The following is a 17,796-nucleotide window of genomic DNA, read 5'->3' on the forward strand; positions in this document are numbered from 1 at the left end:
GGGGCAAGGGGCGCTATTTTGCCGCAGGCCAGGGCCGGCTACGTGCCAGCTCAGGCGGTCTGCATCTGGGTAAGGGGTCGGCTTCGCTGGGCCATGACCTCAGCCCAATCCAGGATCTCCAGTTGCCCATCCGGGTGCTCGACCAGCGCGGTGAGGCTCTCCACCCAGTCGCCGTCGTTGCAATACAGGATGCCGTCGATGTCGCGCATCTCGGCGTGGTGGATGTGGCCGCACACCAGCCCTTCGACACCGCGTTTGCGTGCTTCGCGGGCCAGTGCCTGCTCGAAGTCACCCACATAACTCACGGCCCGCTTGACCTTGAGCTTGAGGTATTTGGATAGCGACCAGTAGGGCAGCCCAACGCGTGCGCGCCAGGAATTGAGGTGGCGATTGAGCTTGAGCGTGAACTCGTACAACGAGTCGCCCAGCAAGGCCAGCCAGCGCGCGCACTGGATCACGCCATCGTACAGATCACCGTGTGTGACCCACAGCTTGCGGCCATCGGCCGTGGTGTGGATCCACTCTTCGGCCACCTCGACACCGCCAAAAGAATGCTCCAGGAACTTGCGCGCAAACTCGTCGTGGTTGCCAGGAATGAAGATCACGCGCGTGCCTTTGCGCGCCTTGCGCAGGAGCTTTTGCACCACGTCGTTGTGCGCTTGCGGCCAGTACCAGTTGCGGCGCAACTGCCAGCCGTCGATGATGTCGCCCACGAGGTAGAGCGTGTCGCACTCGACATGCTTGAGGAAATCCAGCAGGGCGTGGGCCTGGCAGCCTGGCGTGCCCAGGTGCACATCCGAGATCCACACGGCTCGGACTTGATGGCTGGGCGCCTTGTCGTCATCCTGAGGGGAAGTGGTGCCCCGTCCCAGGCCGGCCAGATGGCCAGCGGGCGATGTCAAGGCTCTCAGCAAAGGGGCATTGATCCAGGGCCGCATGTCGCCATGGTGATCAGCCCGTGTGACAGCCTCGCGACGGCCCGGTGACGGTTTGATTCACCACAAGCCTGCGCCCGTGCCGTCTTGGATTCCAGATGCAATCGGAGTACGCTGGCAGCCTCAATTGACCATGGAGGATGCGACATGTCCCACTATCACGCTGTTGTCTGGGTAGACCACGCCCAAGCCCGCGTCATGCACGTCAGCCCGGACGATGTCGAGAAGGCGGTCGTCAAGCCAGAGCACCCGCACAAGCACCTGCACCACAAGCGGGGCACGATCGAAAACGGCGATGTGGGTACCGGGCGCTCGCCGGAAGACCAGCACTACTACCACGCCATCATCGAGGCGCTGGCCGGTGCGCAGGAGATCCTGATCGTGGGTCCCGGGCAGGCCAAGCTGGCCTTGCTCAAGCATGCCCACGCGCATGACCCCAAGGTGGCCGAGAAAATCGTGGGCATCGAAACCGTTGATCACCCGACCGATGGGCAACTGGTGGCCTACACCCGCAAGTACTTTGTGGCCAAGGACAGGATGCTTTGAGCGCCCAGCCAGCCGCTTGAAGGCCAGCGCCTATCAGGCGCTCGGCCGGGCCTTGTAGAACTGGATGGGTGCCGCCGGCACCTGGTTGAGCACCGACTTCTTCATCTTGCCGACCACGTGCATTTCGCAGGGTTTGCAGTCAAAGCGCAGGGTGAGCTTTTCCTTGCCGTTGACCAGTTGCAGCGGCTCGGCCTTGACCTGGCCCTGCACGCCGGTCACGCCCTTGGCCTGCTTGGGGCACAGGCTCAATGAGAAGCGCACGCAGTGCTTGGTGATCATCAGGCTGACTTCACCCAGTTCTTCGTGGCTTTCGTAAGCTGCTTCGATCACTTTCACGCCATGCTTGGCGTAGAAGTCGCGCGCCTTGTGGTTGAACACATTGGCCAGGTAGCTGAGCGTGTCTTCGGGGTAAGGCACAGGCGGCTCGACCGCAGGCGTGCGCTGGGGCCGGATATAGGCCGCCGCACGCGCCGCTTCCAGCGCGTTGATGGCATCGCGGCGCAAGGTATTGACCGCCGATGCCGGCACGAACCAGGGCTGGGCGATGGCCAGTGAAATGTCGTTGGCCGAGAAGATGGTGGCGCCCAGCTTGCCCAGGTTCTCGCGCAGGCTGGTTTCGGACTTCTCGGCGTTCTGCGGCGCCTGCCTGTCGCAGACCACGCTGGCTTCGCCCACGTTGCCGTTTTCATCGGTCACGCTCAAGCGCAGGCCATCAGGTGTGTCGCTCAAGCTCATCCACACGCCAATGCGGCGTTCGGCGGACTTTTTCGCCAGCGCGTTTTCCCACGAGCGGTCGCCATTGCGGTTCACGGCCACGCCGGGCTTGAGGTCCTTGAGCGCGGCCATGTCCTCGTTGGGGTACACACGCCAGAGTCGCTCCGACTTGCCCACCGGCTCGGCCACGTTGACCTTCATGCCGATGATGTCGCGCGTCAGCGTCTGGTAGTTGATGCCATCACCATTGGCCATGCCCGTTGGCTGCTGTTCGGCATTCAGTGCGATGTCAAACCACTTGTCACCCACCTTGGCCACTTCACCCAGCGGCAGGCCCAGGAACTTCGGCGATTCGAAGGCACCGATGTCTTCCTTGCGCCCGTTGACGAAGTAGTCCGTGCTACCGCGATTGAAGTTGCGATCGGGATCCGGCTGGAAGTAGAAGGTGCAGTCACCTGACGATGCCGGCTGCAGCTCGGGGCGAGCCTCCAGGATCTCGTCCAGCAGGAGCCGATAGTGGGCGGTGATGTTCTTCACATAGCCCATGTCCTTGTAGCGGCCCTCGATCTTGAACGAGCTCACGCCCGCATCGATCAAGGCATTGAGGTTGGCGCTCTGGTCGTTGTCCTTCATCGAGAGCACGTGCTGCTCGAAGGCCACGACCTGGCCGGCACCGTCCATCACGTTGTAGGGCAGGCGGCAGGCCTGCGAACAATCACCCCGGTTGGCGCTGCGGCCCGTGTGCGCATGGCTGATGAAGCACTGGCCGCTGTAGGCCACGCACAGCGCGCCGTGGATGAAGAACTCGATGGCGCAATGCGTGTTGGCCGAGATGTCACGGATCTGCTTGAGCGTGAGCTCGCGCGCCAGCACGATCTGGCTGAAACCCGCGTCCTGCAGGAACTTGGCCTTCTCGACCGTGCGGATGTCGGTTTGCGTGCTGGCGTGCAGCTGGATGGGGGGCAGATCCAGCTCCAGGATGCCCATGTCCTGCACGATGAGCGCGTCCACCCCGGCGTCATACAGCTGCCAGATCAGCTTGCGCGCGGGCTCCAGTTCGTCGTCGCGCAAGATGGTGTTGAGCGTGGTGAAGATCTTGCTGTTGTAGCGGTGCGCGTGCTGCACCAACCGGGCAATGTCGGACACCTCGTTGCTGGCGTTGCTGCGTGCGCCAAACGAAGGCCCGCCGATGTAGACCGCATCCGCCCCGTGGTTGATGGCCTCGATGCCGATCTCGACGGTTCGGGCAGGGGCAAGCAGTTCAATTTCGTGGCGGGCGAGGGACATGGGACGACGGTCGAAAGCGCAAACCGCCGATACTATCGCCATGCGCTCCGGAAAAGGCAAAACCCCACGGATAACACCCCAAGTAGACGCCCAAAATGGCACGGGCGGCGGAGCGCAGGGCGCCCCAGGCAAAGCGCATCATGCGCCCCATTCGCCCAGTTCGCCCCATGCACGCTACGACCGCCTCGACGCCCTGCGCGGTTTCGCGCTGATCTGGATGGCGTGTTTCCACTTCTGCTTCGACCTCAGCAACTACCGCCTGCTGGACGCCAATTTCTACACCGATGCGCTGTGGACCAACCAGCGCACCTGCATCCTGTCGCTGTTCCTGCTGTGCGCCGGGGCGGGGCAGGCCGTGGCGACCAGCCAGGGGCAGAGCTGGGCCCGGTTCTGGCGCCGCTGGGCCCAGATCGTGGGCTGCGCTGCCCTGGTCAGCCTGGGCAGCTGGTTCATGTTCCCCAACAGCTTCATCTACTTTGGCGTGCTGCACGGCATGGCCGTGATGCTGATCATCGCGCGGCTCATGGCGCCACTGGGCAACTGGCTGTGGCCGCTGGGTGTGCTGGCGGTGAGCCTGCCCCAGTTCGTGTCCCACCCCTTCTTTGACGGCCGCCTGACGAACTGGGTGGGCCTGGTCACGCACAAGCCCATCACGGAAGACTACGTGCCGCTGCTGCCATGGATCGGGGTGATGTGGTGGGGGCTGGCCGGTACGCAATGGCTGCTGCGGCATCGTGCTCATTGGCTAGCATGGGCCACAGATGCACATGCGGGTGAACCCGCAGTTTCAGGCGACAATGCCGGGCCGGCGCGTGTGCGGCAGGGCGTCCGCAAGGGCCTGGCCACGCTGGGCCGCTGGAGCCTGACTTTTTACATGGTGCATCAACCTGTGCTGATCGGCGGCCTGCTGGCGTGGATGGCGCTGACCGGCCGCCCGGTGCCGTGAGCCCCGCTGATTCGCGCTCGATGCAGCCAGATCCCGTTTCTTCCGCCTTATCGACCTGATTGAACCCGACTGCCATGACCCAAGACGAACTCAAGACCCTGGTGGGCCGCGCGGCCCTTGACTACGTGCAAGCTGGCAGCATCGTTGGCGTAGGCACAGGCTCGACGGTCGACAAGTTCATTGATGCCCTGGGCGAGGCCGTGAAGGCCGATCCGGCCCGCGTCGCCGGCGCCGTGTCCAGCTCGGTTCGCAGCACGGAGCGCCTGCAAGCGCTGGGCATCAAGGTGCTGCCCTCCGAGTCCGTGACCGCGCTGGGCGTCTACATCGACGGTGCCGATGAAATCGACCACCAGGGCAACATGATCAAGGGCGGCGGCGCGGCCCTGACCCGTGAAAAGATCGTGGCCGACCTGGCCGAGAAGTTCGTCTGCATTGCCGATGAGTCCAAGCTGGTGGACGTGCTGGGCAAGTTCCCGCTGCCCGTCGAGGTGATCCCCATGGCTGCTGCGCAGGTGATCCGTGCGTTCGCCAAGCTCGGCGGTACCGGCAAGGTTCGCGAAGGCGTGACCACCGACAACGGCAATGTGATCGTAGACGTGACCGGCCTTCAGATCACCCAGCCCGCACAGTTCGAGTCGGACATCAACCAGTGGCCTGGTGTGGTGACGGTTGGCGTGTTCGCCCGCAACAAGGCTTCGGTGTGCCTGCTGGGCACCTCACAAGGCGTCAAGACGCTGAGCTTCTGATTCGGTTTGCTTGGGCGGAGGGGCTTTCGGCCTCGCACCGCCCCCCCGGCCTGATCGCGGCCACTCAAGCTATCAGCGGCCACGCACGCTTTACTCGAGCGCGTTCAGATACGCCGACACGCCCGCGCCCGCAGCCTTGCCCGAGGCCATGCTGGCCGTCAGCAGATAGCCGCCGGTGGGCGCTTCCCAGTCCAGCATTTCGCCGCAGCAGAACACGCCCGGCCGGGCCTTGAGCATGCTGCGGGCGTCCAGCGATTCGAAGGTCACGCCGCCCGCCGTGCTGATGGCCTCGTCCACAGGTCGGGGGCGTGCCAAGGTGATCGGCAGTGCCTTGATCTTGCCAGCCAGCGCTTGTGCGTCATTCAACTCGGCCGGCGTCAGGCACTCGTGCAGCAGGGCCATCTTGATGCCCTGGATGCCCAGCCGGCTCTTGAGGTGGGTGGACAAGCTGCGTGGGCCGCGCGGCCTGGCGGTTTCCGCCTGCACCTGAGCCAAGGTGTGCTGCGGCAGCAGATCAAGGTGGATGGTGGCCTGGCCCGTGCGCTCGATTTCGTCGCGGATGCGTGCCGAGAAGGCATAGATCAGGCTGCCTTCCACGCCGGTATCGGTCAGGACGAACTCGCCTTGCTGGTAGTGGATTTGCCCATCTTGCCCGACGAAGGACACGGCCACGGGCTTGATCGGCTGGCCCGCAAAGCGCTGGCGCAGGTGATCGCTCCAGCCCGATCGATCCGGCCCGGTAGGCTGCACATCAAAGCCGCAGTTGGCCGGGCGCAGCGGCGCCACGCTGGCCCCGGCGGCTTCCAGCGGCGCAACCCAGGCGCCATCGGAGCCCAGCCGAGCCCAACTGGCGCCACCAAGCGCCAGCACGGTGGCATCAGCGCTCACCAGCACCTCGCCTTGCGGCGCGTTGAAGCGCAATTCGCCGGTATCGGCCCAACCCGCCCAGCGGTGGCGCATGTGAAAGCGCACGCCGGCCTGGCGCAAACGGTGCAGCCAGGCACGCAACAGCGGCGCGGCTTTCATGTCCGTCGGGAAGACACGGCCAGACGTGCCCACGAAGGTGTCGATGCCCAACCCCTTTGCCCAGGCACGCAGATCATCTGGCGTGAACTGGTGAATCTGCGGCGCCAGATCGGCCTGCCGGCTGCCAAAGCGTGTCAGGAAAGCAGGCAGCGGTTCGGAGTGCGTGAGGTTCAGGCCGCCTCGCCCCGCCAGCAGGAACTTGCGCCCCACCGAAGGCATGGCGTCGAACAGGTCCACGCTCACGCCCTGCCGGGACAGCACTTCTGCCGCCATCAGGCCCGCCGGCCCGCCACCCACGATCGCCACGCGCGGGCCGGTTGACGCGCGTTCGGGCGTCTTGTCTTGCAGAGAATCAGTCAAAGTCAGAAGCGGATACCGGCGGGCGAAGAGCCCGCAGGCGGTGCAGGCGAGTCAGCAGGCGCCGGCGCCGCGTTGCGGTTGGAGGCGGGCGATGCAGGCTTGCTTTCGGCAGGTGGCGCCAAAGGGGTCGCATCCGGCCAACGGTAGTTCAAGGGCAGGGCGGACTTGGCCGGATACCCTGCCGCATCGATGTAGCTGGCCCACTCGGTCTGGCTGTAGCCCAGCAGCTGCTTCTGGCCGATGCGGGCAGTCGGCAACTGGTCGGTGGCCTCCTGCTTGGTATAGGCCTTGACGTCATCCGGGGTTGAAACGGTTTTCTCGACGAAAGGCACACCGCGCTCTTTCAGGAACTGGCGTGCTGCATCGCAGGAAGCGCACTTGGGCCCGGTGAACAGGCTGACCGGGTAGCGGCTCACCACGCGCTGCAACTCGTAGGGCAAGCCCTCCGTGGATGCGGTGGCACCATTGGTTTGAATGGTTTGCGCAGGGCGGTCACTGGGCGGGCGATCGGTATAGGTGATCCGGCCGTCGGGGCCCACCACCTTGTAGAGCGCCCACGCGGACGAGCCGGACATCAAAGCCAGGACAGCCAACAACGACGACAGTACAGCACGATGCATATTCTTCAAACCCTGTAGATCAGCTCATGCCCTGGTGGCGCAACAAGGCGTCGATCCGGGGCTCGCGGCCACGGAAGGCCTTGAAGTTCTCCATGGCCGAGCGGCTGCCGCCCGCCTCCAGAATGGCCTCGCGGTAGCGACGGCCCACCTCGGGGTTGAGCACGCCGGTTGCCGGTGTGGCAGCCTCTTCAAAAGCGGCATAAGCATCTGCCGAGAGTACCTCAGCCCACTTGTAGCTGTAGTAGCCCGCAGCGTATCCGCCTGCAAAGATGTGTGAAAAGCTGTGCTGGAAGCGATTAAACGCGGGGGGGATGTTGACCGCCACTTCCTGACGAACCTCGTCAATGACCGACTGCACATTGGCTTCGCGGCCCGGTTCGGCGTGCAGGCGCATGTCGAACAGCGAGAACTCGATCTGGCGCAGGGTCTGCATGCCGCTCTGGAAGTTCTTGGCGGCGATCATCTTGTCGAACAGCTCGCGGGGCAGGTGCGCACCGGTATCCACATGGCTGGTGAGCTTCTGGACCACGTCCCACTCCCAACAAAAGTTCTCCATGAACTGGCTGGGCAACTCGACGGCATCCCACTCAACACCGCTGATGCCGGACACGCCCAGGTCTTCAACCTGGGTCAGCATGTGGTGCAGACCGTGGCCGAACTCGTGGAACAGGGTGGTGACGTCGTCGTGCGTCAGCAGGGCAGGCTTGTCGCCCACACCCTTGGCAAAGTTGCACACCAGATGGGCCACGGGGGTCTGGGTGGCGCCGTTGTCAGGACGCTTCCAGCGGCCACGCACATCGTCCATCCAGGCGCCAGGGCGCTTGCCGGTGCGGGCATAGGGGTCGAGGTAGAACTGGCCGACCAGCTTGCCAGCGCGCTCGATGCGGAAGAAGCGCACCGATTCGTGCCAGACGGGGGCCGTATCAGGCAGGATCTTCACGTCGAACAAGGATTCGATCAGGCCAAACAGGCCCTTGAGCACGGTCGGCTCGGTGAAGTACTGTTTGACTTCCTGATCGCTGAAGGCATAGCGTGCTTCCTTGAGCTTCTCGCTCACGAAGGCCACGTCCCAGGCTTGCAGGTCATCGATGCCGCATTCGGTCCTGGCGAACTCACGCAGCTCGGCCATGTCCTTCTCGGCGAAGGGGCGGGCACGCTTGGCCAGGTCACGCAGGAAGTCCATCACCTGCTGCGGGCTGTTGGCCATCTTGGGCACCAGCGAGACCTCGGCAAAGGTCTTGTAGCCCAGCAGCTGCGCCTCTTCCTGGCGCAGGGCCACGATCTCGGTCATCAGGGGCGTGTTGTCACGCTCCGATGGGCCGAACTCGCTGGCACGCGTGCTGTAGGCACGGTACATGGTTTCGCGCAGGTGGCGGTTGTTCGCGTACTGCATGACGGGCAGGTAGACCGGCATGTGCAGGGTCAGCTTGTGGCCCTCTTTGGACTCGCCCTCGGCCATCGCCTTGGTGGCCTGGATGATGTCATCGGGCACGCCGTCGAGCTCTTCCGTGCGGACGTAATGCGCGTAGGCATCGGTTTCGTCCATCACGTGCTCGGAGAAGGCTTGCGAACGCGCCGCCTGCAGCTCCTGGATTTCGGCAAAACGTACCTTGGCCTGGCCTTGCAGCTCGGCGCCACCCAGCACGAAGGCGCGCAGGGCGTTGTCCAGCGCGCGCTGGCGGGCAGGGCTCAGGCGCAGTTCAGGATCGACGGTCTTTTGCGCTTCGTTGAGGGCCTTGTACTTGGCATACAGGCGTTCATCGGCACCCAGGCGCGTGTAGAACTCGGTGATGCGCGGCAGGTTGTCGTTGAAGGCGGCGCGCAGCTCGGGCGTGTCCGCCACGGCGTTGAGGTGGCCCACGGCGCCCCAGGCTCGGCCCAGGCGCTCGGTGCTCACGTCCAGCAAGAGGGACAGCGCATCGTAGTCAGCAGGGACATCGGGGCCGACCACCTTGGCCAGCGCGGCTTCGGCATCCGCCAGCAGGGTGTCCAGTGCAGGGGTGACATGCTCCGGCTTGATCTGGTCAAACAGGGGCAGGCCGGTGGTGTCTAGCAATGGGTTGGTGCTCATGGTGTCCTGTTGGCGGTGACGATGCGTGTGAACCTCGGATACTCAGGTGGGGCCCTCAGCCACGGACGGCGGCAACGCGCTCCGCCGCTTCCATGGTGTTGACCAACAACATGGTAATCGTCATCGGGCCCACACCGCCGGGCACAGGGGTAATCCAGCCCGCCACTTCCTTCACGCCAGCGAAGTCCACGTCTCCGCAGAGCTTGCCTTCTTCGTCTCGGTTCATGCCCACGTCGATCACCACGGCGCCGGGCTTGACCATGTCGGCCGTCAGCACATTGCGCTTGCCCACGGCGGCCACCACGATGTCGGCCTGACGGGTCATGGCGCCCAGATCGGCGGTACCGCTGTGGGTGATGGTGACGGTGGCGTTGGCCGCCAGCAGCATCATGGCCATGGGCTTGCCGACGATGTTGGAGCGGCCGATCACCACGGCGTGCTTGCCGCGCAGGTCCTTCATGCCGATGGATTCGAGCATCTTCATGCAGCCGTAGGGCGTGCAAGCCTTGAAGCCTTGCTCACCCACCATCAACGCACCGGCGCTGGCCACATGGAAGCCGTCCACGTCCTTGGCGGGCGAAATGGCTTCGATGACCTTGTGGTCGTCGATGTGCTTGGGCAGGGGCAGTTGCACCAGGATGCCGTGGATGGACGGGTCGTTGTTGAGCGCCTCGACCCGCGCCAGCAATTCGGCTTCGGTCATGGTGGCCTCGTACTTTTCCAGCACGGAGTTCAGGCCGGCGTCTTCACAGGCCTTGACCTTGTTGCGCACGTACACCTGGCTCGCGGGGTTGTCACCCACAAGGATGACGGCCAGACCGGGTTTGACACCTTGGGCAGTCAGTTTCGCGGCGCGGGCGGCGACTTCACCGCGGAGTTGTTTGGACAGGGCGTTGCCGTCGATGAGTTGGGCTGTCATGGGCTGCTCCGAAGGAATGCTGGAAAGGCGAAAAAATCAATAGAAAAAGGCCGCCACGGTGGGGTGAGGCGGCCTTCTGGAGGTCCGGCGGACGATTCGGTGTGGGCAGCCCCGGGGCCACCCACCGCTCGTCACTTGGTCTGGGCGGCACCAGGTGCGTTGGCACCCAGGGCAATCTTGAGCAAGTCGGCCACGGTGTTGGCGTTGAGCTTTTCCATCACGTTGGCTCGGTGGGCTTCCACGGTCTTGATGCTGATGCCCAGATCGTCGGCGATCTGCTTGTTCAGGCGACCGGCGACGATGCGCTCCAGCACCTGGGCCTCACGCGTGGTCAGGCGCGACAGCAGGGCCTCGCGGCTGGCAGCTTCCTGAGACTGCGAGAAGGCGGTGCGGGCCTGTTCGAGCATGCGCTCCACCAGGGCCACCAGGGCGTCTTCCTTGAAGGGCTTCTCGATGAAGTCCATGGCACCCTTTTTCATGGTGTTCACAGCCATGGGCACGTCGCCGTGGCCGGTGATGAACACGATGGGCAGGGGGGACTTGCGCTCCAGCAGCTTGTCCTGCAGCTCCAGACCGCTCATGCCATCCATGCGGATGTCGGCGATCAGGCAAGCGACTTCACGGGGGTCGAAACGGGCCAGGAAGGATTCGGCGGAATCGAAGCAACGGACACGGTAGTCCTTGCCTTCCAGCAGCCACTGCAACGAGTCGCGAACGGCCTCGTCGTCATCAACCACATACACAGTGCCTTTTTTGGGGATCAAGCTCATGGGTTATCGGCAAGTAAGTCGTTGGAAGGGGGCGTGACGGTATCTGCGAAATCCGTGGCACTCCCACTGTCAATCGGCAGGGTGAACGTGAAACGACAACCTACCACCATGTCCTCATTGTAGATGTTCTCGGCCTTGATACGGCCATGATGTGACTCAATGATGGATCTGCACAGACTAAGGCCTATCCCCAGGCCCTCGGCCTTGGTGGAGTGGAAGGCCTCGAACAGCCGCGCCAGCATCTCTTCTTTCATGCCGGGGCCGCCGTCGCTGACCGAGAACTCCACCACCGGCCCCTGTTCTTCGGTTTTGCGCTGGGCGACGCGCAGATCGATGATCCGACGCGACTGTGGCATCTGCGCCGAATCGATGGCTTCTGCCGCATTTTTCAGCAGGTTCAGCAGCACCTGCTCGATCAGGATCGGGTCCGCCATGAGGACGGGCAGGCGGTTGGCGACCGTGGTGTTGAGCGTCACCCGGCGGCGTTTCATCTCGAACACGGCCAATTCGAGCACGGCGTCGGTGATGTCGCGCACCTTGGCGGGCTGGCGTTGCGGCTCGCTGCGTTTCACGAACTGGCGGATGCGGTGGATGATCTGGCCAGCCCGTTGCGCCTGGCGGGAGGTCTTTTCCAACGCACCGACGAGCTGCTCGGTGTCGATGCTGCCGGACTGCACCCGGCTGATCATGCCGCTGCAGTAGTTGGAGATGGCCGCCAGTGGCTGGTTGAGCTCGTGGGCCACGGTCGAGGCCATCTCGCCCATGGTGATCAGGCGGCTGGTGAACTGCGACTTTTCGGCCTGGCGGGCGGCGGCCTCTTCGGCGTGCTTGCGGGCGGTGATGTCGGTGGCGATCAGCATCTGAGCCAGGTGGCCGTCGGTCCACTGCACGTAGCGGGCGCGCACGTCGAACCATTTCTGGACGCCGTCCATGAAGACTTCGCGGGTGTCGCTGCCAGCATTGGTCAGGGCCTGGGTGGGCAGGCCGCCGAAGTGGTCCACGGACTCGTCGCCGTCCAGCACCTCGTCGGGCATGATTTCGCCGCCGGTGAGTTGCGCGTGGGCGTCCGGGTTGGCGCCGAACCACAGGCGGTAGGAGCGGTTGGCAAACAGCAACTCGCCGCGCTGAACGGACACCACGGACACGGCCGCATCCAGCCCTTCCAGCACGGTGGTGAAACGCTCGTGGGCCGCGGTGAGCTGGTCGCGCACGCGCTTGGCTTCGGTGATGTTGGTCACCGAGGTCATCCAGCCGGTCTGGTCGCCCTGGGCGTCGATCAGGGGCGACACGTACATGCGGGCGTCAAACTGGCTGCCGTCGCGGCGCTGCATCACCACCTCGATGCCGCCCATGGGGCTGCGGCCGAGCAGTTCCTGCTGGAACATGCGGTTGAACTCGTCGAGCCGGTCCTTGGGCCAGTAGGGGTAGGGCGGCACACAGCCGATCAGCTCTTCTTCCGAGAAGCCGGTCATGGCGCAGAAAGCCGGGTTCACGTAGGTGATGCGGCCTTCCAGGTCGATGGTGCGCATGCCAGTGAGCATGGAGTTCTCCATCGCCCGGCGGAAATTGGTTTCCTGCACCAGCGTCTTCTGGATCTGGGAGCGCCGGCGCATGTGGCGCAAGGTGCCCATCAGTGTCCAGACCGTGAGTGCGGACAAGGCCACCACCATCCAGAACAGGGTGTTGCCGATCAGGTTGGACGAGGTCTTGAAACCCATGCCGCGCAACATCAGCCCGTTGCCCACCGGGGTGACGATGACGTCATACATGAAGGTGGGCCTGGCCGAGTTGCTGCTTTCGCCCCCCACCGTGCTGGTCAGCATCTCGCCATCCGCCTGGATCAGGCCCATGGCGTGCCGCGCGGCCACCTCGCGCGGGACGAGGTAGCGCATCAGTGATTCGAGCGAGTACTCGGTCACCACCGTGCCGATGAAGCCGCTGCGGTCGATCAGCGGGATGTGGACCTGGATGACCTTGCCGCCCATCTGGTTGGCGTAAGGTTTGGAATAGATCGGCTGGTTGCGTTCACGGGCCAGTCGGAAGGCGCTTTGCTGCTCCTTGCTGACGTGCAATGGGTCGTATTGCTCGGGCCGCGTCCCCAGAGGGTCCAGGTCCATGGCCTGGCCAGGGTCCAGCGGCAGGCTCAGGGTGGTGCGTGCGGCCTTGACGCTTTCGTCGGCCTGCACCCACGAGACGCTGATGACCTCGGGGCGCGCGCGCACGAAATCGCCCGCCTGGCGCATGAACTGCTCGGGCGAGACGGCCTTGATGCTGATTTCGCGCCCCAGCCGAAGCAATTGCTCCTGGTTTTCAATCAGGCGCAGGCGAATTTGTTGCTGAACCACCTCAGTGTCGCGTTTGACCGACTCCTGCTCGCGCTCCAGTTCCTCATTCCGCAAATACCAGAACGCGGCAATGATCGCCGCCAGAAACAGCAGCACGGAAACCAGCGGCCCCAGGGTCGCATACCGGTCTTGCTGAGAGGGAGACTGCTTGCGCCACCAGCGCCAGAACAAACGGTTGGTCTGGCCGGGGTTTGCCATGGGCAAGGTCGCCGGGTTGTTGGTGGATGCAGAAAATGCCATGACGGAATTATCGGTGTGGGCTTCCACAATTTGAGAGCGGCCCGCAAATCGTATATTTTGTGCACCGCGCCATGCGTTGCTTCGATCGCACGTTTGGCAGTGTGTCCAGGTTTGCGGCGTTTATCCACGTTCGCAGACTCTTGGCTTATGTCCATACTGTGAAATAAGCCTCACCAACCGGAGACTGAACCCATGTCTGCACTTGATCCAATTCCGTCCGCATCCATGGACATGGATCCCCAAGAGACCCGCGAATGGCTGGATGCCTTGAGCGGCGTGATCGAAACCGAGGGCCGAGCCCGCGCGCACGATCTGCTGGAAACACTGTTGGACCACGCCCGTCAGGCCGGCATCGACATGCCGTTTTCGGCGACCACGGCCTACGTGAACACCATTGCCGTGGAAGACGAGGCCCATTGCCCGGGCAACCTGGAGATGGAAGAGCGCCTGCGCGCCTTCATGCGCTGGAACGCCATGGCCATGGTGGTGCGTGCCAACCGCCACAACCCCGCCGACGGCGGCGACCTGGGCGGGCACATCTCCTCGTTTGCCTCGCTGGCGACCATGCTGGGCTGCGGCTTCAACCACTTCTGGCACGCTGACACGCCGGATCACGGCGGCGACCTGCTGTACGTGCAGGGGCATTCGGCACCCGGCATTTATGCGCGCGCCTTCATGGAAGGGCGCATTTCCGAGGAGCAGTTGCTCAACTTCCGGCAGGAGGTGGGTGGCAAGGGGCTGTCGAGCTACCCGCACCCCAAGCTGATGCCCGAGTTCTGGCAGTTCCCGACCGTGTCCATGGGCCTGGGGCCCATCATGGCGATCTACCAGGCCCGCTTCCTGAAATACCTGCATGCCCGCGGCATTGCCGATACGTCCAAACGCAAGGTCTGGGTGTTCTGCGGCGACGGCGAGATGGACGAACCCGAATCGCTGGGCGCCATCGGCCTGGCCGCGCGCGAAAAACTCGACAACCTGATCTTCGTCGTCAACTGCAACCTGCAGCGTCTGGACGGCCCGGTGCGAGGCAACGGCAAGATCGTGCAGGAGCTGGAGGGCGAATTCCGTGGCTCGGGCTGGAACGTCATCAAGCTCTTGTGGGGCTCGTACTGGGACCCGCTGCTGGCGCGCGACAAGGACGGCACGCTGCGCCGCATCATGATGGAGATGGTCGACGGCGACTACCAGGCGTGCAAGGCCAACGACGGCGCCTTTGTTCGCCAGCACTTCTTCGGGCGTGACCCCAAGACCCTGGAAATGGTGGCGCGCCTGTCGGACGACGACATCTGGCGCCTCAACCGTGGTGGCCATGATCCGCAAAAGGTGTACGCGGCCTACCACGCGGCGGTGAACCACACCGGCCAGCCCTCCGTGCTGCTGATCAAGACCGTCAAGGGCTTTGGCATGGGCAAGAGCGGTGAAGGCAAGAACACCGCGCACCAGACCAAGAAGCTCACGGATGAAGACATCAAGGTCTTCCGTGACCGCTTCAACATCCCCGTGACCGACGAGGATCTGCCCAAGCTGCCTTTCATCAAGCCGGCCGAAAACACGCCGGAGATGCAGTACCTGCATGCCCGCCGGCAAGCCCTGGGTGGCTACCTGCCCAAGCGCCGCACGAAGGCTGAAGAGTCGCTGCAGGTGCCCGAGTTGTCGGCCTTCCAGAGCATCCTGGAACCCACAGCCGAAGGCCGCGAGATTTCAACCACGCAGGCCTTCGTGCGTTGCCTGACACCGCTGCTGCGCGACCCGGCGCTGGGGCCCCGCGTGGTGCCCATCCTGGTGGACGAAGCCCGCACCTTCGGCATGGAGGGCTTGTTCCGCCAGATCGGCATCTATGCGCCTGAGGGCCAGAAGTACACGCCGGTCGACCGCGATCAGGTCATGTACTACCGCGAAGACAAGGCTGGCCAGATCCTGCAGGAAGGCATCAACGAAGCGGGCGGCATGTGCTCGTGGATTGCCGCGGCCACGTCGTACTCGACGAACAACCGCGTGATGATCCCGTTCTACGTGTATTACTCGATGTTCGGCCTGCAGCGCGTGGGCGACCTGGCCTGGGCGGCTGGCGACATGCAGGCACGCGGCTTCCTGCTGGGCGGCACCTCGGGGCGCACGACGCTCAATGGCGAGGGCCTGCAGCACGAAGACGGTCACAGCCAGCTGGTGGCCGGCACCATCCCCAACTGCATGAGCTATGACCCCAGCTTCGCGCATGAAGTGGCGGTCATCATCCAGGACGGCCTCAAGCGCATGGTCGAGAAGCAGGAGAACGTCTTCTACTACCTGACGCTGCTCAACGAGAACTATGCGCAACCCGGCCTGAAGAGCGGCACCGAAGCCGAAATCGTCCAGGGCATGTACCTGCTGCAGGAAGCGGATGCGAAGCACAAGCTGAGCGTCAACCTGCTAGGTGCAGGCTCGATCCTGCGGGAATCCATGGCGGCCAAGGAGTTGCTGGAAGCCGAGTGGGGCGTGGGCGCCAATGTGTGGAGCTGCCCCAGCTTCAACCTGCTGGCCCGAGAAGGCCTGGACGCCGAGCGCCACAACCTGCTGCACCCCACCGAGACGCCTCGCGTGCCTTTCGTGACAGCGCAACTGAACCGCACGGCTGGCCCCGTGGTGGCTTCGACCGACTATGTGAAGGCCCTGCCTGAGCAGATCCGCGCCTTCATCCCCAAGGGCCGTTCGTACAGGGTGCTGGGCACCGATGGCTTCGGGCGCAGTGATTTCCGCTACCGCCTGCGCGAGCACTTCGAGATCAACCGCCATTACATCGTGGTGGCAGCGCTCAAGGGCCTGGCTGATGACGGGCAGTTGCCACTGGCCAAGGTGGCCGAGGCGATTGCCAAGTACGGCATCGACACCAACAAGATCAACCCGCTGTACGCCTGAGGCAGGAAGGTAGACATCTCATGGCTGTGATTGAACTGACCGTACCCGATATCGGGGACGTGAAAGATGCTGCGGTGATCGAGTTGCTCGTCAAACCGGGCGACACCATCAAACCTGAACAAAGCCTGATCACGATTGAATCGGACAAGGCTTCCATGGAAGTGCCCAGCGCCGTAGGCGGTGTGCTCAAGGAGCTGCGCGTCAAGCTGGGCGACAAAGTGAGCCAGGGCTCGCTGGTGGCCTTGCTGGAAACGGCGGAGGGTGCCTCTGCGGCACCGGCGTCGGCACCTGCTGCCGCGCCCGCGCCAACACCAGCGCCCGCGGCTGCCCCCGTTCCTGCAGCGGCCCCGATCGCCGCTGCATCTATGGCCGCGGCGGCTTCCCACGAGCGCACGCCGCCCACAGCGGCCTTGGCCGACCTGGAGGTGCCCGTGCTGGGTGCGGTCTCCCACGCATCGCCCTCGGTGCGCCGGTTCGCGCGTGAGCTCGGCGTGGTCCTGAGCAAGGTGCCCGGCACAGGCCCCAAAGGCCGCATCACCCATGTCGACGTGCAGAACTTCGTCAAGGGCGTGATGGTGCGTGCGGATCAAACGCAAGCTGGCGCCACGGGCGCTGGTGTTGGCTCTGCCGACCTGGGTGGCATGACCTTGCTGCCCTGGCCTTCAGTGGACTTCACCAAGTTCGGCCCGATCGAGCGCCAGCCGCTGTCGCGCATCAAGAAGATCTCGGGCGCCAATCTGCACCGCAACTGGGTGCGCATCCCCCACGTCACCAACAACGACGAGGCCGACATCACCGAGCTGGAAGCCTTGCGCGTCAAGCTCAATGAAGAGCATGCCAAGGCCGGCACCAAGTTCACCTTGCTGGCCTTCCTGCTCAAGGCCTGTGCGGTGGCGCTCAAGAAGTTCCCGCAGTTCAATGCTTCGCTGGATGGCGATGATCTGGTGCTCAAGCAGTACGTGCACATCGGCTTTGCCGCGGATACCCCCAATGGCCTGGTGGTACCCGTGATCCGGGACGTTGATCAAAAGAGCTTGAGCCAGCTCGCGCTGGAGACCGCTGCGCTGGCCGCCAAGGCCCGCGAGGGCAAGCTGTCACCTGTCGAGATGCAGGGTGGCTGCTTCTCCATTTCGTCCCTGGGCGGGTTTGGCGGGACCACGTTCACGCCCATCATCAACGCGCCGGAAGTGGCCATTCTGGGCGTGTGCCGCTCGGCGATGAAGCCCGTGTGGAATGGCAAGGAATTCGTACCAAGACTGATCCTGCCGTTGAGCCTGAGCTACGACCACCGCGTCATCGACGGCGCATCGGCGGCGAAGTTCAACACCTACCTGGCCAGCCTGCTGGCCGACTTCCGCCGCGCGCTGGTGTGAGCA

General features: G+C 64.1%; 13 protein-coding genes. 5 read left to right on the forward strand and 8 right to left on the reverse strand.

The genetic code is table 11. The features are described 5' to 3' along the window. Nucleotides 1-50: 50 nt before the first annotated feature. Nucleotides 51-938, reverse strand: coding sequence for a UDP-2,3-diacylglucosamine diphosphatase (locus JY96_RS00970; RefSeq protein WP_081960939.1), 888 nt, complete (start codon nucleotides 936-938; stop codon nucleotides 51-53). A gap of 144 nt (nucleotides 939-1,082) precedes the next feature. Here JY96_RS00970 and JY96_RS00975 point away from each other — a divergent pair, with 144 nt between their 5' ends. Beyond that, a complete protein-coding gene (locus JY96_RS00975) occupies nucleotides 1,083-1,481 on the forward strand; it encodes a hypothetical protein (protein ID WP_035034184.1) in 399 nt (132 codons plus the stop codon). A 33-nt stretch (nucleotides 1,482-1,514) separates the two neighbouring features. On the opposite strand, the gene JY96_RS00980 is transcribed toward JY96_RS00975, so the two are convergent. Beyond that, nucleotides 1,515-3,482, reverse strand: a complete 1,968-nt coding sequence (locus JY96_RS00980; RefSeq protein ID WP_035034185.1) for a U32 family peptidase — start codon at nucleotides 3,480-3,482, stop codon at nucleotides 1,515-1,517. Nucleotides 3,483-3,699: 217 nt separating this feature from the next. Between JY96_RS00980 and JY96_RS00985 the strand changes: the two genes are divergently transcribed. Both JY96_RS00985 and rpiA read left to right on the forward strand, forming a co-directional pair. Further along, nucleotides 3,700-4,428: a heparan-alpha-glucosaminide N-acetyltransferase gene (locus JY96_RS00985; protein WP_235333816.1), complete on the forward strand. Its 729-nt coding sequence runs from the start codon at nucleotides 3,700-3,702 to the stop codon at nucleotides 4,426-4,428. 74 nt (nucleotides 4,429-4,502) lie between these two features. Beyond that, entirely contained in the window at nucleotides 4,503-5,174 is a 672-nt protein-coding gene (rpiA, locus tag JY96_RS00990) for a ribose-5-phosphate isomerase RpiA (RefSeq protein ID WP_035034186.1), read from the forward strand. A 90-nt stretch (nucleotides 5,175-5,264) separates the two neighbouring features. On the opposite strand, the gene JY96_RS00995 is transcribed toward rpiA, so the two are convergent. The 6 genes from JY96_RS00995 to JY96_RS01020 all read right to left on the reverse strand — a co-directional run bounded on the left by JY96_RS00995 (nucleotide 5,265) and on the right by JY96_RS01020 (nucleotide 13,525). Then, on the reverse strand, nucleotides 5,265-6,560 hold the full coding sequence (locus JY96_RS00995) for a TIGR03862 family flavoprotein (RefSeq protein ID WP_255352647.1): 1,296 nt from the start codon (nucleotides 6,558-6,560) through the stop codon (nucleotides 5,265-5,267). 2 nt (nucleotides 6,561-6,562) lie between these two features. Further along, nucleotides 6,563-7,135: a glutaredoxin family protein gene (locus JY96_RS01000; RefSeq protein WP_235333817.1), complete on the reverse strand. Its 573-nt coding sequence runs from the start codon at nucleotides 7,133-7,135 to the stop codon at nucleotides 6,563-6,565. A gap of 64 nt (nucleotides 7,136-7,199) precedes the next feature. Continuing rightward, a complete protein-coding gene (locus tag JY96_RS01005) occupies nucleotides 7,200-9,251 on the reverse strand; it encodes a M3 family metallopeptidase (protein ID WP_035034189.1) in 2,052 nt (683 codons plus the stop codon). A gap of 55 nt (nucleotides 9,252-9,306) precedes the next feature. After that, nucleotides 9,307-10,170: a bifunctional methylenetetrahydrofolate dehydrogenase/methenyltetrahydrofolate cyclohydrolase FolD gene (gene folD / locus JY96_RS01010; RefSeq protein ID WP_035034190.1), complete on the reverse strand. Its 864-nt coding sequence runs from the start codon at nucleotides 10,168-10,170 to the stop codon at nucleotides 9,307-9,309. Nucleotides 10,171-10,301: 131 nt separating this feature from the next. Next, complete coding sequence (locus JY96_RS01015) at nucleotides 10,302-10,940, reverse strand: response regulator transcription factor (RefSeq protein WP_035034192.1); 639 nt, start codon at nucleotides 10,938-10,940, stop codon at nucleotides 10,302-10,304. Then, nucleotides 10,937-13,525, reverse strand: a complete 2,589-nt coding sequence (locus JY96_RS01020; protein ID WP_369796112.1) for a PAS domain S-box protein — start codon at nucleotides 13,523-13,525, stop codon at nucleotides 10,937-10,939. Before JY96_RS01020 ends, JY96_RS01015 begins: the two co-directional genes overlap by 4 nt. A 192-nt stretch (nucleotides 13,526-13,717) precedes the next feature. Here JY96_RS01020 and aceE point away from each other — a divergent pair, with 192 nt between their 5' ends. Then, the gene (gene aceE / locus JY96_RS01025) at nucleotides 13,718-16,420 is read left to right on the forward strand and encodes a pyruvate dehydrogenase (acetyl-transferring), homodimeric type (RefSeq protein ID WP_035034193.1); all 2,703 of its coding nucleotides are present in this window, start codon (nucleotides 13,718-13,720) and stop codon (nucleotides 16,418-16,420) included. Between the two features lie 20 nt (nucleotides 16,421-16,440). Then, the gene (gene aceF, locus JY96_RS01030) at nucleotides 16,441-17,793 is read left to right on the forward strand and encodes a dihydrolipoyllysine-residue acetyltransferase (RefSeq protein WP_052162009.1); all 1,353 of its coding nucleotides are present in this window, start codon (nucleotides 16,441-16,443) and stop codon (nucleotides 17,791-17,793) included. The last annotated feature ends 3 nt before the right edge of the window (nucleotides 17,794-17,796 follow it).

The sequence above is a fragment of the Aquabacterium sp. NJ1 genome, from assembly GCF_000768065.1.
Classification (GTDB): Bacteria; Pseudomonadota; Gammaproteobacteria; order Burkholderiales; family Burkholderiaceae_C; genus Aquabacterium.

Coding starts and splice junctions, on each gene's coding strand:
- JY96_RS00975 (WP_035034184.1), top strand. CDS start 1,083: ATGTCCCACTATCACGCTGTTGTCTGGGTAGACCACGCCCAAGCCCGC.
- JY96_RS00970 (WP_081960939.1), bottom strand. CDS start 938: ATGCGGCCCTGGATCAATGCCCCTTTGCTGAGAGCCTTGACATCGCCC.
- JY96_RS01005 (WP_035034189.1), bottom strand. CDS start 9,251: ATGAGCACCAACCCATTGCTAGACACCACCGGCCTGCCCCTGTTTGAC.
- rpiA (WP_035034186.1), top strand. CDS start 4,503: ATGACCCAAGACGAACTCAAGACCCTGGTGGGCCGCGCGGCCCTTGAC.
- JY96_RS01000 (WP_235333817.1), bottom strand. CDS start 7,135: ATGTCCGGCTCGTCCGCGTGGGCGCTCTACAAGGTGGTGGGCCCCGAC.
- JY96_RS01020 (WP_369796112.1), bottom strand. CDS start 13,525: ATGGCATTTTCTGCATCCACCAACAACCCGGCGACCTTGCCCATGGCA.
- aceE (WP_035034193.1), top strand. CDS start 13,718: ATGTCTGCACTTGATCCAATTCCGTCCGCATCCATGGACATGGATCCC.
- JY96_RS00980 (WP_035034185.1), bottom strand. CDS start 3,482: ATGTCCCTCGCCCGCCACGAAATTGAACTGCTTGCCCCTGCCCGAACC.
- folD (WP_035034190.1), bottom strand. CDS start 10,170: ATGACAGCCCAACTCATCGACGGCAACGCCCTGTCCAAACAACTCCGC.
- JY96_RS00985 (WP_235333816.1), top strand. CDS start 3,700: ATGGCGTGTTTCCACTTCTGCTTCGACCTCAGCAACTACCGCCTGCTG.
- aceF (WP_052162009.1), top strand. CDS start 16,441: ATGGCTGTGATTGAACTGACCGTACCCGATATCGGGGACGTGAAAGAT.
- JY96_RS01015 (WP_035034192.1), bottom strand. CDS start 10,940: ATGAGCTTGATCCCCAAAAAAGGCACTGTGTATGTGGTTGATGACGAC.